Source organism: Anaerocolumna cellulosilytica, assembly GCF_014218335.1.
GTDB lineage: Bacteria > Bacillota > Clostridia > Lachnospirales > Lachnospiraceae > Anaerocolumna > Anaerocolumna cellulosilytica.
The window spans coordinates 1,634,448-1,656,373 of record NZ_AP023367.1; the positions used below are offsets into that span (position 1 = coordinate 1,634,448).

Genomic DNA, 21,926 nt, shown 5'->3' on the forward strand with positions numbered 1-21,926 from the left:
GGCTATTAAGAAAAGTAATAAATTCCTTACTCACTTTTAAGGTGCGTAAGGAATTTTATGCGGCCAAGGAGTTATAACAGATGTATTTAAAAGATTAAGAAAGAAATAGGATAGAAAAGCAGAAAAAGTTAGTTAATAACATTATAAGTTATTTAACAGAGGGAAGCAAAAGTTATACAATACTGTCATCTAGTTCAAGACTAAAAGGAGTAATTATAATGATATTTCAGCCAAATACATTGGATTTTACAGTAAGCCCTTATACAGGGCTTACCAGGGATAGCTGGATAGAAGCCGGAGAGTATCTTTTAACCGGAATTTTTAAGAACATAAAATCCATGCATGACCCCATTATCATGCCAAGAAAGGAAACAGAAGTTACCTATCCACATAAAAATGCTTCGAAAGCCCAGAGAGAAATTGAGAGAAAAGCAGAAATCTTTGAGGGACTTGCAAGGTCTTTTTTCCTGGCAGCACCTTTGATTCACAATAACCCAGATATTACTATCTGTAGTTATAAGCTCAGAGACTATTATAAGGAGCAGGTATTGCGGGCATGTACCAAAGGGGATAGTAATTCAGTGGGAAGCTATGAGGAGCAACTGGAATTAGCAGAAAGTAAGGATACGTTCAGAACCTTTCAGCAGACAGTAGAGACCTGCGCCTTAGTGATATGCCTGTGGAGCTGTAAAGCAGAACTCTGGGACACATACACAAAGGAAGAGAAAGATATTATAGCTGTATTTTTGAGCAGTTATGCCCATGCCAGTACAGTTCCCCAGAACTGGAGACTTTTTAATATGCTGGATATGGCCTTTTTATACAAGGAGGGCTATTCTATTGATGAAGATATAATGAGAGATCATGGACAGGCAATTTTAAACTTCTATGCAGGAGATGGCTGGTATCGGGATGGGCACTCCTTTGATTACTATTCCTGTTGGGCATTTAATGTATATACACCGATCTGGAATCTTTGGTATGGGTATGAAAAAGAGCCTTATCTGGCTCAGAAGTTTGAAGAAAATTCCAATAAACTGATGGAAACTTACAGTGACTTTTTTGATTGTGATGGTTTTACTAACATGTGGGGCAGGAGTAATATTTATCGGAATGCGTCTACCAGTGCTTTTGACGGAAATATGATGCTTCGTAATTCCACAGCAGATCCAGGATTGGCAAGGCGTATTTCTTCCGGCTCTCTGTTGCAGTTTTTGACCAGAGAAGACTTTCTTCATGAAGGGATTCCTACTTTGGGCTTTTACGGACAGTTTACACCACTAGTACAGGGATATTCGTGTGCGGAATCTCCTTTTTGGCTGGGGAAGGCATTCCTTTGTCTGCACCTGCCATCAGACCATCCCTTCTGGACAGCCATAGAGAATAACGGAATCTGGGAAAAGCTTAGGAAAAACGAGATAAAAGAGACCACTCTAAACGGCCCCGCGCTTTGTTTTACGAACCACGAAGCCAATGGAGAAACGATTCTTAGAAGCGGAAAGGTAGTCAGAAACTGTAGAGACGAACATGGTATGTGGAATTATTCCAAGCTGTGTTTTAACAGCAAGTATCCATGGGAATCAGCTCCTTCTAAAGATGTGGAAGCCCAGCAGTATGTCCTTAAAGATAGTACGACCGGTGATTATTCAAAAGCCAATGTTACTTTCTGGCATGGCAAAAGAGAGGGAGTGCTGTACAGAAGGCAGTTCTTTCATTATGAAATATCCAAAGAATGTACATGGATTCAGGCGGTAAATCTTGCTGATTTTCCTGTGGCACATGGAATTGTCAGGGTAGATAAGCTTAAATTACACCGCAGACCCATTTCAATGACTCTAGGTGCATATGGATTTCCGGACAATGGTACTGAGATTATACGATTGGAAAAGGAAAATGCTAAGGCAATTATTTTAAAAGGACATGACTTTACCGGAAGAGAGAAGCAGCTTGCAATGACCCTGTATGATGGTTGGGAAGAAATTGGATTTCTTAACAGTGAAGGAACCAATCCTGATTCTAAAAAATCAATTATTGTGTATGGTAAGCTCACAAGTAAGAAACAGTATGGCTATGAACCATATATTATGATATCTCAGGTAATTACGAAAGAAAGTCTGGAGGATTTTACAGAAGAAGAGATTTTTTCTATTGCCTCAGTGGAGTATACAGATAAAGAAAAATGTGGTGGTTATGGTCCGGTTCAAGTCTTATTAAAGGATGGAGACAGGAAAGTAATTGAATTCGAAGGCATGGAAGGTAATCTGCAATTGTAATTTACACAGAAGTAAATTTCTTGTATATAACTATTTGAAATGGCTTAAAATACATGCTAGTATGAAAGGAATAGAAAAGAAAGGAATGCCACTTGATGGTTCTCTCATACCTTTATTTGTGGCAATACATCTGTGACCAGATGTGTTAGGCAAGTTTAAGATGACAAAAAATGAAATACTGGAAACCCTTAATTCTCTAGGCAATGAAAAGCGCAAACAAATGTATATTAAGAATGGTGCCGATACGAATACTTACGGTGTTTTACTGGGAGAACTGCGTAAACTGGCAAAACAAGTAGGAACCAATCATCAACTGGCTTTAGAACTTTGGCAGAGTGGTAATACGGATGCTAGGTGGCTGGCATGTATGCTATTTCAAGCTAAGGAACTAACGATGGATGAAATAAAAAGTATGGTTTCCCAAGTAACATACCCGGCTCTAATAGACAAATTCATTGGTGAGGTTATCTTTAACCATAAAGATGCAGATTTTTTGGCAAGGGAATGGTCAGTTTCAGAGAAAGATAATTTAGGCAGGGCGGGCTGGGAGCTTATTGCCCTTAATATATCCGACGGTAAACAAAACCATGACGAATTGGAGGAAATTCTTACAACTGTTACAAGAGAGCTGCAAACTGCAACACCGGGTAAGCAATGGGCGATGAATCATGCATTGTGTGAAATAGGAATATGTTATCCCATGTTTACAGAACGGTGTATCAAACTTGGTGAAACGTTAGGGGTGTATAAAGATTTGAAGGTTGCGAAAGGCTGTACCTCAGCTTATGCACCCAATTGGATTAATGCAGTTGTTAATAAGCGAAAGAAATAAATCGTGGTTTGTATAGTAATAAGTATTATTTTGAGTAAATATAGCAATGCTAGCTATTAGGTACTGTATATATCTATAGCAACATGCTCCCTTTATGGCAGGCAGTTTAATACGAAACTGGTTGTCTGCCATAAGGAGGGGCATTTTTAATCCTCATTTATAATGGGACTTCTCATAGTGAATAATATACAAAATGCACAAAAACAATCCGGCTAAACCGGAGTAATAATCAACAAATATTACAAAAACTCAGAAAATTTACTTGCTATCATATACTCGATATTGTACACTGTTCTAAGTCTAGTTCGGCCGAATTCTAGGACAAGATATACAGTTACAAAAGTATTCTGAATTTAAGGTAAGGGAGTATGTCAATAATAATTATTAACTTAAACTTTGACCAATATAGATATCCAAACAAGGATTTGTCACTGGAATCCTATATTAAATATAAGATATAAGGAGAAAAATATGGGACAAGATTATATTGAAATACTAGGAGCACGAGGGAATAATTTAAAAAATATTAGTTTAAAAATTCCTAAAAAGAAAATTACTATATTTACAGGTGTGTCAGGCTCAGGTAAGTCTTCCATTGTATTTGAAACCATTGCTCAGGAAGCCGGAAGGCAGCTGAATGAAACCTTTAGTAAATTCGTGCAGGGTTTTTTACCAAAGTATGGTCATCCGGAGGTCGATGAAATTAAAAACTTATCTCTGGCGATTATCATCGACCAGAAGAGAATAGGTGGTAATTCACGTTCAACCCTCGGTACAATAACGGATATTAATCCATTACTAAGAGTTTTGTTCTCACGGATTGGGCAGCCTCATATAGGTCCCTCCTCTTATTTTTCCTTTAATGACCCAAATGGGATGTGCAAGACCTGCGAAGGTATAGGCAGGATTGTCGCGCTGGATATGGACAAGGCACTGGATAAAGAAAAGTCCTTAAACGAAGGGGCTATTTTACTGCCAGGCTATAAACCAGGCTCCTGGCAATGGAAAATTTATGCTGCTACGGGATTTTTTGATTGTGATAAAAAAATCAAAGATTATACAGAGGAAGAATATGAGAAACTGGTTTACTGTAAACCGGTCAAATTAAATTCCACTGTCATGGAAGGCATCAACACCACCTATGCAGGTCTTGCAGAGAGATTCATCCTTCAGAATATTAAAACGGAGTATGAGAAATCAGAGGCATCTCAGAAGAAGATTGCTCCTTTTACTACCGAAGAACAGTGCCCCGATTGCGATGGGAAGCGATACAATGATAGTATTTTATCCTCAAAAATCATGGGATATTCAATTGCCGATTTAACAGCTCTTCAGGTGGATGAACTTCTGGAACTTATACAGAAAATTGACGATAAGAATGTAAAACCGATTATCATAAATCTGACTGAGCGGTTGAAGGATTTAATACAAATAGGGCTTGATTATGTAAGTCTTAACAGGGAAACTTCTACCTTATCAGGGGGTGAATCACAACGCGTTAAAATGGTTAAGCATCTTACGAGCAGTTTGACGGATGTGATGTATATTTTTGATGAACCAAGTATTGGATTACACCCAAGAGATGTACACAGGCTGAATGAATTATTAATAAAATTGAGGGATAAGGGCAATACGGTGATAGTCGTTGAGCATGATCCTGATGTGATAAAGGTTGCTGATTATATCGTTGATGTAGGACCCAAAGCCGGTACAAAAGGCGGTAATATAATGTTTGAAGGCACCTATGCTGATTTGTTAAAATCTAACACACTTACTGGAGAATATATAGGCAGGAGACTGCCTATTAAAAGCAATAAAAGGACTAGTAAAGAACTCTTGGAAACGAAAAAGAGTAGTCTGCACAATCTTAAGAATGTTAGTTTAAGAATACCAAAGGGCATATTCACGGTTGTTACAGGAGTGGCAGGTTCCGGTAAGTCTACCCTTGTTAACGGTGTCTTTGCCAAGGAGTATAAGGAAGCAGTTATTATTGACCAGTCCCCAGTCAGTGCAAATTTACGTTCAAATCCTGCAACCTTTACAGGTATCATGGATAAAATCCGTAAACTATTTGCAGAAGAAAACAAGGTTAGTGCAGGACTTTTCAGTTATAATTCGGAAGGTGCATGTGAGGCTTGCAAAGGACGCGGGTTTATCGAAACCGACTTGTCCTTTATGGAATCGGTTGAAACAATTTGTGAAGAATGCGGTGGTAAACGATTTAAACAGGAAGTTCTAGAATATAAGTATAACCATAAGTCCATTGTTGAAGTTCTTGATATGACAATTGCAGAAGCGGTGGAATTTTTTGCACAAAGTGATATTATGAATAAACTAAAGTACATCGTTGAAGTTGGGTTGCATTATATGACTCTTGGTCAACCTTTAGATACCCTCTCAGGAGGAGAGTGCCAGCGTTTAAAACTTGCTAAGGAACTAAGCCAGAAGGGGAATATTTATATTATGGATGAACCTACAACCGGTCTGCATATGTCTGATATCACCAGCATTTTGAACATTATTGACCGTCTTGTTAAGAAGGGGAATACAGTAATTGTAATAGAACACAACCTGGATGTAATTCGCAATGCTGACTGGATGATTGATGTAGGAGTGGAAGGTGGCAGTAAAGGCGGGCGGATTCTTTTCGAAGGGGCACCAGATGATTTAAGAAATTGCAAAGAATCAATTACTGCAAAGTATTTGTAAATATAAGGTTATCCTGTATTGATGAAAGACCTTCCAATGGCATGATTTCCATTGGAAGGTCTTTCATGCAATTCCTATTGCTTTGTTACTCCCATTTAAAAAAGCGAATTGAAATACTGACACATATCACTGCTACTAAAAGCATCACGATAACAGGTATATAAACACTGTCCATTGGCAGACCGAGAGAAGCGGCCTTAAGAAGTTTAATCCCTTGTGTCAAGGGCAGTATGTCAGCTCCTTTTTGAAGGGCAACGGGCATAACTTCATAAGGCAGAGTAGCTCCTGAAAAAATAAGCATCGGAAAGTATAACAGGCTGGCAGCAGCACTTGCTATCTTCGTATTTGGTGCAAGCCCCCCTACCAATAGCCCAATACTGAACATAGATAGCATAACCAGAAAGTAGGCGCCTAAGAATTGAAACCATGAGCCTGGTAATTGATAGCCAAAAAAGACCGCGGCCACAATGTAAACGAGGATAAGTGATACAATCGAATAAAGTGCATAAATGACAACCTGTACCGACAAGATTAAGGAGGGGCTGGTAGGCGTGACCTTAAAACGTTTTAATATTTTTCGATTTCGGTAATCGGATACCACCAAAGGAAGACCCATCACACCTCCGGCACAGATGGCAATCGTCGTTATTGCGCCGAAAGACTGTTCTAAGAAGGTATAATCTGCACCATTAAAAGCCGTTTTGTCACCGAATACAGCCCCTATGATAATAATGACAACAATAGGCATGCAGATAGCAAAAATAAACATGTCCATTCCACGAAGGGACAATCTGCTTTCTGATTTTAGTAATGTTTTAAATGCTTTCATTTTTAGCTCCCATCTGCGACCTTTGGCCGCGTAAAATCAAAGGGTTAAATTTAAAATTCAACCTTCCAACTCATCTGTATACCAAAGATATGCATCCTCGAATTTATCATAAGGACTGGCTTTAACTGCTTCACTCACTGTACCGCAAAAAATATTTTTCCCATTTTTTAGAATCATAATTTTATCACAAAGAACCTCTACCTCATCCATAAAATGAGAAGTTAACAAAATAGTGATTCCTTTTGCTTTTAACGCTAAAAGACTGTTCCACACATCCCGCCGTGCCTTGGCATCTAATCCGGTGGTTAGCTCATCTAGGAATACGATTTCAGGGTCTGGAATCAAGGCAAGTACGATAAAAAGCCGCTGCTTCTGACCTCCTGAAAGTTCACTAACCTGACTTTTTTTCTTATCTGAAAGTCCGAATTGATGTAATAGTGATAAATAATTCTGAGAGGTTTTGTAAAGCGAAGCGGTAACCTCACAAAGTTCAGCTACCTTGATTTTGTCTTGATAACTGGCCTCCTGAAATTGAATGCCAATTTTCTCAAAGAGCTTTTTTCGATCCTTTTGCGGATTCATTCCCAGAATAGATACTGTTCCGCTATCTTGCTTTTTTGTACCTAAAATACATTCGATTGTGGTACTTTTGCCTGCACCGTTTGCTCCGAGTAAACCAAATACGTCCCCGCGGTTAATAGAAATATTAATATTCTCTACCACGTTAACATGGTCGTAAGACTTACAGAGTTTGTCTACTTTAATGGTTGTTTCCATGAATCAAAAGTCCTCCTAATTATTCTTTGTATAAAAAGAATAACACCAGAGCAAGGTCTGGTGTTAAAGTGGAGGGTTTAATGTAAATTGTTTATTCATATTCTCAAGATGTCCAAGCATTGTGATAGCATTTTTTTCCGCATAGTGCAAAGAGGTGAGCAGTCTATCACATACAGAAATAATAGTATCGTTTTTTTGAGGAGTATCAATGATTTGCCTAATATCTGCGTCGGGATTTTGGGATAAGGTGCAAAGCATTCGGAGAATTGCTGAAAGTGAGTAATTTGCCAGGCGCAATGAACGTATGATTTTTAAACGTTTTATATCTTCATCGGTATAAACACGATAGCCATTTTGCTTTCGTTTTATAGTTAGCAAACCGTTCATTTCCCAATTTCTTAAGGCATCCATGGATATTTGTAAATAATCGGCTGTTTCTTTCCTGGTTAAGCAGATAGTACCTATTCCTTGTTTCGTGTCTGAAAACAGCTGTTCTGTAATTTCAATCGCTTCTTCTGCATTACGTATCTCATTTTTTATTTGCTGCAAATAGCATTTTGTCAGCTCGATTGCTTTGTTAAAATTCCCGGATGCTGAAGTTTTAATAATAGCAATTACTTGTTTTCTCAGGCCGTTTTGCAGAACTTCAACCTGTAAGGCAGTCCTTGTAAGTTTAATTTGTTCTATATGAAAATCTGTAAAGATACGGTATCCGTTTGCTTTCCGTTTTGGTGTAGGAATGAGTTCAAGTTTTTCATAAAGCCGAACTGTGTTGGGATGGATTCCAATGCTTTTTGCAATCTCTGATGTTTTGTAAGTCTTCATTTAATAGTATCACCTCCATTCTATTCCACTATTATATCATATCATAAAAGTCTGGGGTTATAGTGGAGGGTTTTATGTTACTTTTTTTGTTTTCTTTTATGAATTTATATTCCAGCAGCAATGGTTGGTTTCTAAGTCATCGGTTAGCAAAGTAAATAATATTGGTTAAAATACTACAGTTATGTTAAATATCTATGATTGTTAGGAAATTGTTGAAGAGGTATAATAAAAAACAAGAAGAGAGATAAAAATTATGCAATATAACGAAAGGATATTTAAAAATATGCCGAGAATAAAAAAAGGAAATACAAGTTTAACAATAAAAAAGAAAAGCAGATGGGGTGTATTTAGGGAAAATTTTGAGTTGTCGGTGATGTTGCTACCGGGTATTATCTTCTTTCTAATTTTTAGTTACTTACCAATGCTTGGAATAATTATCGCATTTAAAGATTATCGCAACAATTTAGGCATATTTAAAAGTGAATGGATTGGATTTCGAAATTTTAAATTCTTCTTTACCTCCCAGGATGCATTCAGGATAGCAAGAAATACGGTGGGATACGGAATTGTATTTATTATACTGGGAATTGTGTGCGCGGTAACAATAGCAATACTTCTGTATGAAATAAAAAATAAACTGGCCTTAAAGTTCTACCAGACTACTATGATATTGCCACATTTTCTTTCTTGGGTTATCGTGGGCTATATTACATATATCATATTGGAGCCTAATATGGGGATATTAAATCAGATTTTGAACTTTTTTGGGATAAATAGTATCAACTGGTATTTAGAACCAAAATATTGGGTGGCAATATTGCCTGTAGTTAATGTATGGAAAACGGTTGGACTTAACAGTATTATGTATTATGCAGCTTTAATGGGGATAGATGAACAACTCTTTGAAGCTGCAACTGTTGACGGAGCAGGCAAATGGAAACAGATAAGGCATATTACAATTCCATCTTTAGTTCCATTGATGACTATTTTAACAATCTTACATGTGGGAAATGTTATCAAAGGGGATTTCGGACTCTTCTATAATATACCCCGTAATGTGGGGTTATTATATCCTACGACGGATATTATAGATACCTATATTTACCGTGGCCTACAGACAGGAGACGATATCGGTATAACTACTGCGGTGGGGTTGTTCCAATCTTTTGTTGGTTTCATCATGGTTGTTGTAACCAATAAGATTGTTAAGAAGATTTCCCCGGAAAATACATTATTCTAAAGGAGGCCAAATGTGAAAAGTAAGAAAGCAAATATACCAGTGAATCTCTTTTTTATAGCATTTTCTTTATGTTTTATACTACCCTTTGTATTAATCATATCTTCATCAATTACGGACGAACAGGCACTTTTAACAAACGGTTATCGTTTGATACCTTCAAAAATATCTTTTGAGGCTTATAAGTATGTGATGAAAAGTCCGGGACAGTTGCTAAATTCTTATAAGGTAACTATTGTTTACTCTTTGATTGCTACCGGATTAAGCATGATTGTTATGACTTTGATGGCTTATCCATTGTCAAGACCTAATTATAAATATAAAAAACCAGTTACGTTCTTTATTATTTTTACTATGTTGTTTTCTGGAGGATTAATTCCTACTTATATATTAATGACTAAATATTTGCATCTTCAGGATAATATCTGGGTGTACATATTACCTAACCTGGCAAATGCATTCCACATTATTGTAATTAGGTCTTTCTTTCAGGGATTGCCGTCCTCGCTTGTTGAGTCTGCAAAGATTGACGGAGCAAGAGAACTGCAGGTATTTTATAAAATTGTTCTTCCATTATCAAAACCGGTAATTGCCACAGTTTCTTTGTTGAATCTGTTAGCCCGGTGGAATGACTGGAATACTGCTTTAATCTATATTAGAAGCAAGGAACTATATTCGTTGCAGTATTTGCTGCAGCAGATATTAAGGGAAGTACAATTTATAAAAGATATGGCAGAAAGCTCTCCGGTTGCTGGTATTAGTATTAATTTAACGCAGCTTCCGTCAGAGACCATAAGATTTGCTTTGTGTATTGTTGCGGCAGGTCCTATGCTGATAATATTCCCGTTTTTTCAGAAATATTTTGCGAAAGGTTTAACAGTAGGTGCGGTAAAAGGTTAATGGTTTACAAGGAAAAGGAGGATTTTTTATGTTAAAGAGAATGAAAGTTTTAGTAGCAATCAGTCTTATGTTTTCCATGATTCTGACAGGTTGTACGGGCAGTAGCAATGGACCGAAAGAAACTAAGGAAACAAAAGAAACAGATGCCAAGCAGGGGGATTCCACCGGAAGTGCAGATACAAAGACTGATGCCGAACCGGTAACTTTAAAATGGGTATTCTTAAGTCCCGGAGAGCAAAAAGATGCGCAAAAGGTATGGGATACATTTAACGAAGAACTGCAAAAATATCTGCCTGGGACTACTGTAGAGTTCGAAGGAATTACTTCTGCTGATTATGCCGAAAAGTGGAAGCTGATTAGTGCCTCTCAGGAAAAGGTAGATATTGTATGGCACGGTTGGATGGTTCCCTATGTCACAGAAGTAAGAAAAGGCTCCTATATGGAGCTTGATTCACTGATTTCAGAATATGCACCGTCTCTGTTAGCAGAAATTCCGGAAAATATTTTGGATAAATCAAGGGTAGATGGAAAGCTTTATAGCATACCCTGTATGCAGCAGATGGTTTCGTATGTTTCAACTATGCAATTCCCTGTTAAAATATATGAAAAATATAAAGATCAGATTAATGTAGAAGAATTAGCTACCTTATTCGCTTCACATCAGAAGATGGATCAGGAACTGTGGGATGAAATCGAGAAATATATCATGATGATTAAAGATGGTGGAGATTTACTAAAAGGTGTGTTTGGTTTTGCAGATCATGTGGAAAAAGGCTATGAGTGGATATTAAATCCTTATAAACTTGATATTTACAGTGATGATTATACACCCATTAATCTTTATAGAACTCCGGAGTATGAGACTTTTGTAAAGGAGTATTCTGATTGGTACCAAAAAGGATATATCAGAAAGGATATCTTAACAGCAGATAATGTATCTCAGGATATATATGAAATCCGCGGAGGTGGAAATTACCTGGTAGGACAGGGATATTATCCTACTGAATCTGAAATCGCTACAAGTGAGGCAGCCGGTTCAACCGCTTATGTGAAGATTCCTTTTGATAATTCACACTATGTTCCTTATGCGGCTTCGGCAACTAACATGGCCATTTCCTCTAATTCTAAAAATCCGGAAAGGGCAATGCAGTTAATTGAATTAATGAACACAGAAAAAGGCAAAGATCTATATAACTTAATGGTATATGGTATTGAAGGAACTCATTATAACAAAATGAATGATAATGAAATTCAACCAATTGGCTACTCTTCACAACCTACAGCAGACAGCCCTTATGGTCAATATAATTGGGCAATTGGCAATATATTTAATGGTTACGAAATTTATATGGAAGATAAGCCTCTGACTTTGCAAAATGATTTTATCAAACAGTTAAATGCAGATGCTGCACCATCTAAAATGAAAGGCTTTACTTTAGATACGAATCCCATTAAGACAGAACTATCACAGGTAAATGCGGTTATCGGTGAATATAAAACTACATTAAATTCAGGTTCGGCTCCTGACACCCAATCACTGTATGAAGATTTTGTCAATAAGCTGATTAAAGCAGGTGATGATGTTATTGTCCAAGAAATTCAGCGTCAGATGGATGAATGGAGAGCATCTAATTAAGTATTATCCTAACTGTTTTCAATGAATCATCAACCTTCTTCCATGTTTCGTGATTCTCATAAATGTGGAAGAAGGATTGTGAATAGGAAAGAGGTTACTCTCTCCGGTAAGACAGTAATGATATATTTTATGAGACCGGAGCAGAAATGGAGGAAACCATGAAAAAAATGTACTTTGATATTACCGTTTCTGGTGGAGGAATTGCTGGTATCTGTGCAGCCATTACAGCCGCCAGACAGGGAATGAAGACACTATTAATCAATGACCGGCCTGTACTTGGCGGAAATGCTTCAAGTGAAATAGGGGTTCGTATATCGGGAGCCAGTCATCATGGTTTAAATACAGCCATCTATGCAAAAGAAGGAGGCTTGGTAGAGGAAATCAGACTTCGGATGTCAAAATACGCAATGGGCGGAGGTTATGATAAATACGCCTTACTGGATGCTGTATTTTTTGACATGTGCTATGAAAATGAGACTCTGGTCTTACTTCTGAATACTTCTGTCTATTCCTGTGAAGTAAAGCATAAGAAAATAACCAGATTATTTGCAAGACATCATATTAGCAATGAAGTATATGATATCGAAAGCAAAGTCTACATTGATGCTACCGGTAATGGAACACTTGCTTACGAAGCCGGCTGCGGCTACCGTATGGGCAGAGAAGGCAAAGACGAGCACGGTGAATTCTGGGCACCGGATAATGGGGATAAATACACCATGGGAAATACCTTTTATTTCGAGACCTATGACTGTGGGCATGAAGTTACCTATGTACCACCTGCCTTTGCCCATAAGGTCGAAGATATGGATTTTATCAAAGACATACATAATCCAAAAAAATACCGCAGTATCACTGTAAAGGGTGCTCACTGGTCCTTTGAATACGGCGGACAGGTAGATGTGATTTACCAGAGCGAGGAGATTGATTTGGAGCTTCGCAAGTTGATTTTTGGAATTTGGGATTATATCAAGAACAGCGGTAAGTATCCGGAAGCTAAAAATTACGTATTAAAAAGAATCTATACAAAATCAGGTGCCAGAGAATCCAGGAGATTTCTGGGGGACTATATTTTAACAGAAAATGATATTGAAAATAAGACCGACTTTAAAGATGCAGTTTGCATCGGCGGCTGGCCTATGGATATTCATGCACCTTTGGGAATCTATGATTCGTTACCTGCTACGAATTTCGTACCGGTAACCGGCATCTATAATATTCCTATGAGATCACTTTTCACAAAGGATATTGACAATCTGATGTTAGCCGGCAGAAATATAAGCGCAACCCATATTGCTCTTGGCTCCACCAGAGTTATGGCGACTTGCGGGGGTATGGGGCAGGCAGTTGCCACTGCCGCAAAATTTTGTATCGAGAAAGAACTCTCCCCCAGAGAAGTAACGGCTGATTATGGGCGGGAGCTGCAAAAGACGTTGGCTGGGGAGGATCAGACCATTATCGGTGTTCCGAATATAAGTCCTGTTATGACAAATTTTGTTGTAACAGCAACCAGTGAAAAAAGCTATGAAAATGTAAATGGTGTTGATTATATGTTACTTGACAGGGATTACGCCATAGCCTGGATGCTGGAAACAAAACAGCTTACCAGCGTGAGAATTAAAATCAGGAACAGTGCAAAGGAAGCAAAGATCTTAACATATAAAATATTAACAGGTGTTCATAAAGAAACCTTTATACCGGAGGAAGTGGTAAAAGAAGAGAGCGTTATCGTACCGGAAAATCATGAAGGCTGGCTAAAACTGCCGATTCATGCAGATAGAGGAAAGGATGGCAAGCTCTATCTTACCTTCACAAAGAACGAGGCTCTATCTTTGGGGATAGCAGAGGAGAGACCAATTGGTGCTATTACTCTTCGAATGTACCCCCAGGATAACACCGAAGAATGCAATCATGACAGCGTCCCATTGAAAGCAGCTACCGGTTATTGCTATCTGGATCATCGGTATGAAAAGAACAGAAATATATTATTTAAGGATATGGTCCCGGAGCAAAAGCTTTTTGCGCCTGCTATGGCTGTATCGCCTTATACAAGACCTTATGGTGTTCCTAATCTGTGGATTGGAGAAGGAGACTTTCCGCATACCCTAACACTGACAGCGAGAGAGCCTGTGGATGCAGGTAAACTTGTGCTGACCTTTGACAGTTATCTTGAAAATGACAATACCGATAAGCTGCCGGGCTGTCTGGTAAGAGATTACGGGTTAAAGATTTATTGTAAGAATGGAGTAATAACTAAGAATATAAAGGATAACTGGAAGCGGTATGAAGCCCATGAAATCAATGCTGTAAGTATCGAGAAAATCGAAATTAAGCTTAACAGCAGTTGGGGAGCGGAGGCCGGTATTTACGGAGTAGACTTAATATAGAAGTTTTACAGGGAGTAGTAAGAAAGTCAGCGTCGGTAGTATACGGAAGGATGTTACTAATTTAGGTTAAGAATACAGACACAGAAATAAAATGCTAGTTGCAGTAATCAGAATAAGAGGTGAAATGAATATGAAATACAGGCAAGTGCATCTAGACTTTCACACGAGTGAAAAGATAGAAGGAATCGGAGAAAAGTTCAGCAAAGCTCAGTTTCAGAAAGCCTTGCAAAAAGGCTGTGTCGACTCCATAACACTGTTTTCGAAATGTCATCACGGTTGGGCATATCACCCTTCAAAGGCGAATGAAATTCACCCCAATCTTGACTTTGACCTTTTAGGAGAACAAATAGAAGCCGCCCATGAATTAGGGGTAAAGACGCCGGTATATCTATCCGCAGGCTTTGATGAAAAAATTGCACGCAGGCATCCGGAGTGGATAGTCAGAATGAAAGACGATTCCATGTTGTGGACCAAAAGCTTTCTGGAGCCGGGTTATCATAAATTATGCATCAATACACCATATCTGGATTATTTGCTGGAACAGATAAAAGAAGTATGTGAGAATTACGAAGCCGATGGTATCTTCTTAGATATTATCGGAGTCCAGCCCTGCTACTGCAAGCATTGCAGAGAGACAATGGAACAGGAGGGAATGGACCCCTTTAAGGGAGAAGAGGTTATAGCTTTGGCAGAAAGAGTCTATGCCAATTATGCAATGAGGGTAAGAGAGACCATTGACCGTGTAAAACCGGGACTGCCGGTGTTTCACAACGGAGGACATATAAGACGGGGCAGAAGAGATCTGGCTTCTATGAACAGTCATCTGGAACTGGAAAGCCTGCCTACCGGGGGCTGGGGATATGATCATTTTCCGCTGTCCGCTGCTTATGCCAGGACTCTCGGTGTGGAGTATCTTAGCATGACAGGGAAATTCCATCAGTCCTGGGGAGAATTCGGGGGCTTTAAGCATCCCAATGCCCTCCGTTATGAAGCTTCTCTGTCTGTTGCTAACGGAGCGGGAGTTTCTATCGGAGACCAGCTGCATCCGTCGGGAGAGATGGATATGGCAACCTATGCTTTAATTGGCAAAGCCTATGAGGAATTAAGCCTTGAGGAGCCTTGGCTTCTTGGGGCAGAAAATATTGCGGATATTGGAGTGCTGTCTGCTGAAGCGGTTTTAGAAAAGAGCAGCGGTTTCATCGACAAAATTGCCTTAGAAGAAGCCGCTAAACTGGCGGATATCGGAGCTGCCAGAATTCTTCTGGAGGGACATTATCTGTTCAATGTTATTGATGATGAAGAGGATTTCAGCAGATATTCTTTGATGATATTACCGGATATCATTTTTCTGGATGAGGAACTGAAGAATAAGCTGGGGCAATATGTAGAACAGGGGGGGAAACTTCTGTCCACCGGCAGCTCAGGATTAGATAGAGACAAGACGGAGTTTCAATTGAACTTTGGTATTCGTTATCTGGGTGAGAATAAATTCCGCCCGGACTATTTCCGCCCGGGATTTACAATACAAGATCTTGAAACCTCAGCGTTTGTTATGTATTCCCAGGGTTATGAAATAGAGACGGTTTCAGGAAAAGAGCTTGGCAGCAGGGAGAATCCTTATTTTAACAGAACAGCCACTTCATTTTGTTCTCACCTTCATTCTCCAAGCAGGAATGAAAAGGATGGACCCGGAATGGTAAGCGGAAAGGATGGCATCTATATATCCTGGGAAGTATTCAGGGATTATGCGACTACAGGAAGTCTTATTTTAAAGCGGATGGTTCAATATGCTCTTGACCAGTTGCTCAAAGACAAGGCAACTATCAGAACCTCTCTCCCTGCACAAGGAATCGTTACCCTGGCAAAACAAAAGAATCGTTATGTAGTTCATCTGCTGTATGGAGTTCCGGTTAAACGCGGAAGGAACACAGAGGTTATAGAAGATATACAGCCTCTTTATGAGATTGAGGTACAGTTAAATAGCAGGGAAAAGATTAAGCGGATATATCTTGCTCCCGAAGAGTTAGATCTTAATTATACACAGGAGAAGGGAATCGTAGGATTTAAGGTACCAAAGCTTGCGCTGCATCAGATGATTGTGGCTGAGTATTAATGTAACTGGTCTAAATTGCTTAAGAATACCTGTAAGGAAGGACTTATAAATGAATTACACCGTCTTTGTGAATAATGAAAATATAGAAATTAAAACAACACATATATTTCCCGCACCCTACAACGAAGTACAGGTTAGCGAATATACACAATTTACTATGAAGGAACCTGTAGATATACGCATCCAATCTATAACGCCACTCCAAAGCGTAATCATAAGACCCCTTAGCATGGGATTAGATTATAGCTTCAACGACCATGAGATTTTTCTTCATCTGGAAGAACCTAAAAAGTTCTCTGTTGAGATAAACGGAAGCTTTTATAACAACCTCATTGTCTTTGCGGAAGCCATAAAGTATGAAGACTTTAACAAATACGCGGATAATGTTATTTATTATGAGCCGGGAATCCATACAGTGGATGTCCTGAAATTCGAAAAGGAGAATACCGTTATTTATCTGGAGGAAGGAGCATTTCTAAACGGCAAGATGGAATTTAACCAGTGCAGCCACCTTACAATCTGTGGTTATGGTACTATCAGTATGGAAAAATATCCACTTGAAATGAGAAATGTCTATCAGCGCTGCATCGATGTTCTTCATTGCAAAGCAGTAAGCATCAGGGACATTACCATCACTGACAGCAATGACTGGAGTCTGAGGATTTTTGGCTGTGATAATGTAACCATAGATAATGTTAAAATCTTTGGCTGCCGTGGCAATTCAGACGGAATTGATATCTGCGGTTCTAGAAATGTATTGGTGCAGAACATTTTTACCAGAGTATGGGATGATTCCTTTGTTGTAAAGGCTTTTAATACCGGTGATGTGGATAATGTAACATTTAAGGACTCTATTCTCTGGAATGACTTTGCAAGACCTTTGGAGGTAGGGGTAGAGCTTCGGGCTGAAAAAATCCATAACGTCCGTTTTGAGAACATTGATATCATTCATTCTCCTACCGGTTATCCCTTAATGGGAATTCACCATGGAGACAGAGCGGAGGTTTCTGATATCTGCTTTGAAAACATTCGAATAGAGAATGCACCGGGGGCACAGCTTTTCGATATCCGTATCAGGGATTCGGTTTGGAACAGAGACAGGGAAAAGGGAAGTATCAGAGATATTACTTTCAAGGATATATATTACATAGGAAATCCCGGTATGGGCTGGCTCCTATCCAAATCCAGATTGCAGGGCTTTCGTGAGGAGAGTCGTATCAGTAATATAACCTTTGATAATATCAATATTCTTGGAAAAGTTGCCACAAATGAAAAGGAATGCGGGCTGCTAACGATGGAGTACGTAGATAATGTAATCTTTAAATACCCGGAAGACACTCCTAAAATACAGACCATTGATTCTGAACTTACAATTACAGAAAATTTTCATTTAACAGGTAAGGGCTGTTATCAGGGAAAATTAAAGGTAGAGCTTAAGAATACAGGTGAAAAAACACAAAAAAACAGCTTCTGGCTGCAGATATCTCCTGCCCATACCGGAGAATATAACAGAGAACCGCAGGCCTTTGTATTGGAAGCCGGAGAGAATATAAGCTATGAGTATCAGGTAGAACTTCCGCCGGGTAAATATGTTCTTGCAGTACAGGCAGAAGATGTAGATGTAAGCTTTGACTGGCAGTTCCTTAATCTTGACTGGATACTTTCTGAAACAGAGAGAGTGGAGGAAACACCTGAACTCGAGTTTATCAATTATTATAACATCAGAACCAAGGGGCTGAAAGCTTCTACCTTTAAAGGGAAACTGTTACTGCAATCAGATATCTTAAAAGATAGTGACAACAGTCTTGTAATATATACAGCTCTCCCGGTTCCCAAAAGGGAAGAAGAGGTATTATTCTCCGTAGAGGAAACAGATTTTGGTGTGGTTCCCGCTGTGTTAAACGGCAAACAAGGATTAGAGCTTGCGCCCCAGCTGCGCACTCCCCTTGAAATTACGCTGGTATTTAAAAATGAACCAAAGGTAAAGGAAATAAAGAGAATCCAGATACCCGGAGGGGGGGATGGCTTTGCGTCCATTTCGTTTGAAGAGCTTGGACTGGAAGCCGGTACGAAAAACTTCTGGATGGAGATCGAGGCACAGACTGCCAAGGTAAAGAAATACAGATATCCGTATACCTTATTTCATTCCGTTACACCACTTACAAGTGCTCATATGTATGCAAATGTGATAGTAAAATAGTGATTATTTCATAGGGTAGCGTTATACAAAAGTTAACAATGCAAGCTCTGATAGTATAAAGGAAAGCTAGATATAAGAAGGAGTAAAGGACATACGTTTTAAGCGACAGAGCTCGGAAAGGAGTTTTTATGAAAACAATATTATTCCAAGGAGATTCCATTACAGATGCAAATAGAGATAGAGAAGGAAAAGATAAGAACAGGATTCTGGGAGACGGTTATGTTAATTTCCTGGGGGCAAGTTTAATGTGCGACTATCCGGGAATTCAGATTCAGAATACTGCCATTGCCGGTAACAGAATTTCTGATCTTTACGGCAGATGGATTGAGGACACGCTAAACATTGATTTTGATGTGTTAAGTATCTTATGCGGAGTAAATGATATCGGATATTCCTTAAGACGGAATATGGGAGCAGATGCAGAGAAATTTGAATTTGTCTTCGACCGGATGCTGCAGGAAGTAAAACAGGCAAAGCCACAGGCGAAGATGGTACTTTGTGAGCCATTCCTATTAAAACTCGATATAAATGAAGCAGGGAATGCAGCAGATATCGTTGAAAACTGGGAGATATGGAATAAGCATATGCTGGAGAGAAGGGCCATCGTAAAAGCATTGTCTGAGAAGTACAAGACTATCTTTGTACCCTTTGGCAGTATGTTTGAGGAAGCACTTAAGAAAGCACCGGCGATACACTGGTCCCCGGACGGAATCCACCTAACTATGGCCGGTAATGAATTAATGGCCAGAGAATGGTTAAGATGTGTTGAAGGAGAATTGAATGTATCAATTTCATAATGAGAAAAAAGAGATAACCTTTGATAAATACAACACACCAACACCTTGGATGAACTATTTGTCCAACGGTACTTTTCATACTATGATATCTCAGGCAGGTGGCGGTGTAGCCTTTTACAAATCCCCTCAGATATTTCGAATCAACCACTACCGCTTCTTTCATCTGCCTACGGATAGAAGTGGTTTCTACACTTATATAAATGACGGTCAGGAGATCTGGTGTCCCACCAGTGAACCCTGCAAAAATAAACCCGACTGGTGGCAGTCCACTCATGGTATGGGGTATACCAGATTCCAGGCAAGTAAGAATCATCTGGAGGTAACCGCTACGTATCTGGTTGGAAAATACGAAAATACATTAATATGGAATTTGAAAATAAAGTCTGCTGAGAATAAGAAAATATCAATATATCCATATGTGGAATTAGGCATGATGGAATTTATGAGAGAACTGCAATGGCAATGCTATAATAAGCACCAGCTATCGGTATATAACAGGGAAGATATACTAATATACCATTATGGTGTAGAGGAACAGCCAAAACCAGCGGAAACCCCTTTGGTATACTTTGCCAGTGATGCTTCTGTCAGTGGTTTTGACTGTGATAGGGATGAATTTATCGGCAGCTACAGAAGCGAGGAAAATCCCTTCCGGGTAGAGAAGAATGCATGTTCCGGTTCTACCTTATATGGCGGAGATCCCTGTTTTGCCTTGCAGCTGGAGGTGGATCTAAAGGCAGGGGAAGAGAAAGAGATTAATATTTTCCTTGGCACAGCCATGACAGAAGAAGAGGTTATAAAATCTGTACAAAGGTGCAGACAGAAGGGATTTGTTAATAAATCCTTTGAAGTCCTTTTGGATGAATGGGAAGCCTTCTTAGGCAAATTCAAATGTGAACTTCCGGATAAAGAGGCAGAAACCATGATTAATATATGGAATCCCTATCAGATGGAGAGGAATTTTCAGTTTTCAAGAAATATCAGTTATTATGCAACGGGAACCTTCAGAGGGGTCGGTGTCAGAGATACGGCACAGGATATTCTGGCAATGATTCCTTTTGATCTTAACCGGGCGAAGGAGAAGCTGAATTCCCTCTTCACCCAGCAGTACAAAGATGGGCACTGCAATCATTATTTCTATCCCAATGAAGGCTGGGAGCCGATTACGAGAATTCACTCCGATAATCATCTATGGCTGGTCATGGATGTGTACCATATTGTTATGGAGGAAGGAAAGCTTGACTATCTGTTAACGGAAGTTTCTTTTTATGATGGTGGGGCAGACACTGTCTGGAATCATATCAAAAAATCCATTGCATTTACCAGACAGAATCTTGGGGAGAGAGGTTTTCCACTTATGCTTTCCTCTGACTGGAACGATATGCTTTACAAAGTATGCAGACAAGGGAAAGGCGAGAGCATCTGGACCAGCATGCAGTTTGGAACGGTGCTGCAGATGATGGTTCAGCTGTCACAGCTTATGAAAGAAGACGGCAAAGCATATCTGAAACTATACGAAGAACAGAAGCGACTTATAAATTCCACTGCCTGGGATGGTGCGTGGTTCAGACGCTGTATTACCGATGAGGGAACCTTTATAGGTTCAGAAGCGGAAGCCCAGGCTAAAATCTGGCTGAATACCCAAAGCTGGGCAGTAATCAGCGGAATGGGTGAACCCCAAAAACAGCTTCAGGCGATGGACAGTGTAAAAAAATATCTGGATACAGACTACGGAATCAAAAAGATACATCCTTCAATGAAGGATTATCCTACAAAAGAAGACCCCCTTACCCACTATAACAAAGGCTGTGGAGAGAACGGAAGTATCTTTTGCCACGCCAATACCTGGGCTATTATAGCTGAGTGTATGTTAGGAAGAAGCGAACTTGCGTTTAAGTATTATCAGCAGCTCCTGCCCATGGTGGTACAGGATAAGGCAGGTGAATATCGTTATAAAGCAGAACCCTATGTCTATGCCTCTAATATCTTTGGGCCGGAAAGCGATAAGTTCGGACTGGCAAATGTTTCCTGGCTGACCGGAACGGCAGCTTGGATGCACCTGGCAGCAACCCAGTATATTCTGGGAATCAAAGCAAAGTGGGAAGGTCTTGAGATAGCCCCCTGTATCCCGGAGGAATGGAAGGAAGTTAAGATAGACAGGGAGTTCAGAGGCTGCAAATACCACATCACGATTAAGAATAAAGGTAAGAAAGTCTTTTTAGAGCACGTAGAAGGTCGTAAGGAATTCTCAGTAGAGATATAAGAAAAGATTCCACGGCAGAATTCTTCCTAAGGTTTACTTGTATTTTTCAATGTGCTATAGTTTACTATATAAGTTACAGGTGGTTTTTTGTTTAAATATATATAGTTAAAATAGTACATATTACTTAAAAATTTCAGCAAAATTCAAC

At 39.3% G+C, this 21,926-nt stretch carries 14 protein-coding genes; 11 read left to right on the top strand and 3 right to left on the bottom strand.

What is annotated here, in order from left to right; genetic code table 11:
* Positions 1 to 218: 218 nt before the first annotated feature.
* From acsn021_RS07145 to acsn021_RS07155, 3 genes are all read left to right on the top strand, one after another.
* Complete coding sequence (locus acsn021_RS07145) at positions 219 to 2,273, top strand: DUF2264 domain-containing protein (protein WP_184092522.1); 2,055 nt, start codon at positions 219 to 221, stop codon at positions 2,271 to 2,273.
* Positions 2,274 to 2,433: 160 nt separating this feature from the next.
* Entirely contained in the window at positions 2,434 to 3,105 is a 672-nt protein-coding gene (locus acsn021_RS07150) for a DNA alkylation repair protein (RefSeq protein WP_184092523.1), read from the top strand.
* A 471-nt stretch (positions 3,106 to 3,576) separates the two neighbouring features.
* Positions 3,577 to 5,814 carry an ATP-binding cassette domain-containing protein gene (locus tag acsn021_RS07155; RefSeq protein ID WP_184092524.1) on the top strand — a complete coding sequence of 746 codons (2,238 nt, stop codon included), beginning with the start codon at positions 3,577 to 3,579 and terminating at the stop codon, positions 5,812 to 5,814.
* Positions 5,815 to 5,899: 85 nt separating this feature from the next.
* Here the strand turns inward: acsn021_RS07155 and acsn021_RS07160 are convergent, their stop codons facing one another.
* From acsn021_RS07160 to acsn021_RS07170, 3 genes are all read right to left on the bottom strand, one after another.
* Positions 5,900 to 6,643, bottom strand: coding sequence for an ABC transporter permease (locus tag acsn021_RS07160; protein ID WP_184092525.1), 744 nt, complete (start codon positions 6,641 to 6,643; stop codon positions 5,900 to 5,902).
* Positions 6,644 to 6,700: 57 nt separating this feature from the next.
* Positions 6,701 to 7,420 (bottom strand): ABC transporter ATP-binding protein, encoded by a 720-nt coding sequence (locus tag acsn021_RS07165; RefSeq protein WP_184092526.1) that lies wholly within the window; start codon positions 7,418 to 7,420, stop codon positions 6,701 to 6,703.
* 63 nt (positions 7,421 to 7,483) lie between these two features.
* Positions 7,484 to 8,245 carry a MerR family transcriptional regulator gene (locus acsn021_RS07170; RefSeq protein ID WP_184092527.1) on the bottom strand — a complete coding sequence of 254 codons (762 nt, stop codon included), beginning with the start codon at positions 8,243 to 8,245 and terminating at the stop codon, positions 7,484 to 7,486.
* 283 nt (positions 8,246 to 8,528) lie between these two features.
* On the opposite strand from acsn021_RS07170, the gene acsn021_RS07175 reads away from it, so the two are divergent.
* From acsn021_RS07175 to acsn021_RS07210, 8 genes are all read left to right on the top strand, one after another.
* On the top strand, positions 8,529 to 9,485 hold the full coding sequence (locus acsn021_RS07175) for an ABC transporter permease (RefSeq protein WP_184092528.1): 957 nt from the start codon (positions 8,529 to 8,531) through the stop codon (positions 9,483 to 9,485).
* 12 nt (positions 9,486 to 9,497) lie between these two features.
* Positions 9,498 to 10,382 carry a carbohydrate ABC transporter permease gene (locus tag acsn021_RS07180; protein ID WP_184092529.1) on the top strand — a complete coding sequence of 295 codons (885 nt, stop codon included), beginning with the start codon at positions 9,498 to 9,500 and terminating at the stop codon, positions 10,380 to 10,382.
* A gap of 28 nt (positions 10,383 to 10,410) precedes the next feature.
* Positions 10,411 to 12,018, top strand: coding sequence for an ABC transporter substrate-binding protein (locus acsn021_RS07185; RefSeq protein ID WP_184092530.1), 1,608 nt, complete (start codon positions 10,411 to 10,413; stop codon positions 12,016 to 12,018).
* 158 nt (positions 12,019 to 12,176) lie between these two features.
* On the top strand, positions 12,177 to 14,405 hold the full coding sequence (locus tag acsn021_RS07190) for an FAD-dependent oxidoreductase (protein ID WP_184092531.1): 2,229 nt from the start codon (positions 12,177 to 12,179) through the stop codon (positions 14,403 to 14,405).
* Positions 14,406 to 14,535: 130 nt separating this feature from the next.
* Positions 14,536 to 16,518 carry a beta-galactosidase trimerization domain-containing protein gene (locus acsn021_RS07195; protein ID WP_184092532.1) on the top strand — a complete coding sequence of 661 codons (1,983 nt, stop codon included), beginning with the start codon at positions 14,536 to 14,538 and terminating at the stop codon, positions 16,516 to 16,518.
* Positions 16,519 to 16,567: 49 nt separating this feature from the next.
* Entirely contained in the window at positions 16,568 to 18,718 is a 2,151-nt protein-coding gene (locus acsn021_RS07200) for a glycosyl hydrolase family 28 protein (RefSeq protein ID WP_184092533.1), read from the top strand.
* A gap of 128 nt (positions 18,719 to 18,846) precedes the next feature.
* On the top strand, positions 18,847 to 19,515 hold the full coding sequence (locus tag acsn021_RS07205) for an SGNH/GDSL hydrolase family protein (protein ID WP_184092534.1): 669 nt from the start codon (positions 18,847 to 18,849) through the stop codon (positions 19,513 to 19,515).
* On the top strand, positions 19,499 to 21,778 hold the full coding sequence (locus acsn021_RS07210; RefSeq protein ID WP_184092535.1) for a GH36-type glycosyl hydrolase domain-containing protein: 2,280 nt from the start codon (positions 19,499 to 19,501) through the stop codon (positions 21,776 to 21,778). Before acsn021_RS07205 ends, acsn021_RS07210 begins: the two co-directional genes overlap by 17 nt.
* The last annotated feature ends 148 nt before the right edge of the window (positions 21,779 to 21,926 follow it).

Excerpts from the sequence above, each read along its gene's own strand:
- acsn021_RS07170 (WP_184092527.1), bottom strand. The coding sequence starts at position 8,245 with ATGAAGACTTACAAAACATCAGAGATTGCAAAAAGCATTGGAATCCAT.
- acsn021_RS07155 (WP_184092524.1), top strand. The coding sequence starts at position 3,577 with ATGGGACAAGATTATATTGAAATACTAGGAGCACGAGGGAATAATTTA.
- acsn021_RS07165 (WP_184092526.1), bottom strand. The coding sequence starts at position 7,420 with ATGGAAACAACCATTAAAGTAGACAAACTCTGTAAGTCTTACGACCAT.
- acsn021_RS07145 (WP_184092522.1), top strand. The coding sequence starts at position 219 with ATGATATTTCAGCCAAATACATTGGATTTTACAGTAAGCCCTTATACA.
- acsn021_RS07190 (WP_184092531.1), top strand. The coding sequence starts at position 12,177 with ATGAAAAAAATGTACTTTGATATTACCGTTTCTGGTGGAGGAATTGCT.
- acsn021_RS07185 (WP_184092530.1), top strand. The coding sequence starts at position 10,411 with ATGTTAAAGAGAATGAAAGTTTTAGTAGCAATCAGTCTTATGTTTTCC.
- acsn021_RS07200 (WP_184092533.1), top strand. The coding sequence starts at position 16,568 with ATGAATTACACCGTCTTTGTGAATAATGAAAATATAGAAATTAAAACA.
- acsn021_RS07160 (WP_184092525.1), bottom strand. The coding sequence starts at position 6,643 with ATGAAAGCATTTAAAACATTACTAAAATCAGAAAGCAGATTGTCCCTT.
- acsn021_RS07150 (WP_184092523.1), top strand. The coding sequence starts at position 2,434 with ATGACAAAAAATGAAATACTGGAAACCCTTAATTCTCTAGGCAATGAA.
- acsn021_RS07205 (WP_184092534.1), top strand. The coding sequence starts at position 18,847 with ATGAAAACAATATTATTCCAAGGAGATTCCATTACAGATGCAAATAGA.
- acsn021_RS07195 (WP_184092532.1), top strand. The coding sequence starts at position 14,536 with ATGAAATACAGGCAAGTGCATCTAGACTTTCACACGAGTGAAAAGATA.
- acsn021_RS07210 (WP_184092535.1), top strand. The coding sequence starts at position 19,499 with ATGTATCAATTTCATAATGAGAAAAAAGAGATAACCTTTGATAAATAC.
- acsn021_RS07175 (WP_184092528.1), top strand. The coding sequence starts at position 8,529 with ATGCCGAGAATAAAAAAAGGAAATACAAGTTTAACAATAAAAAAGAAA.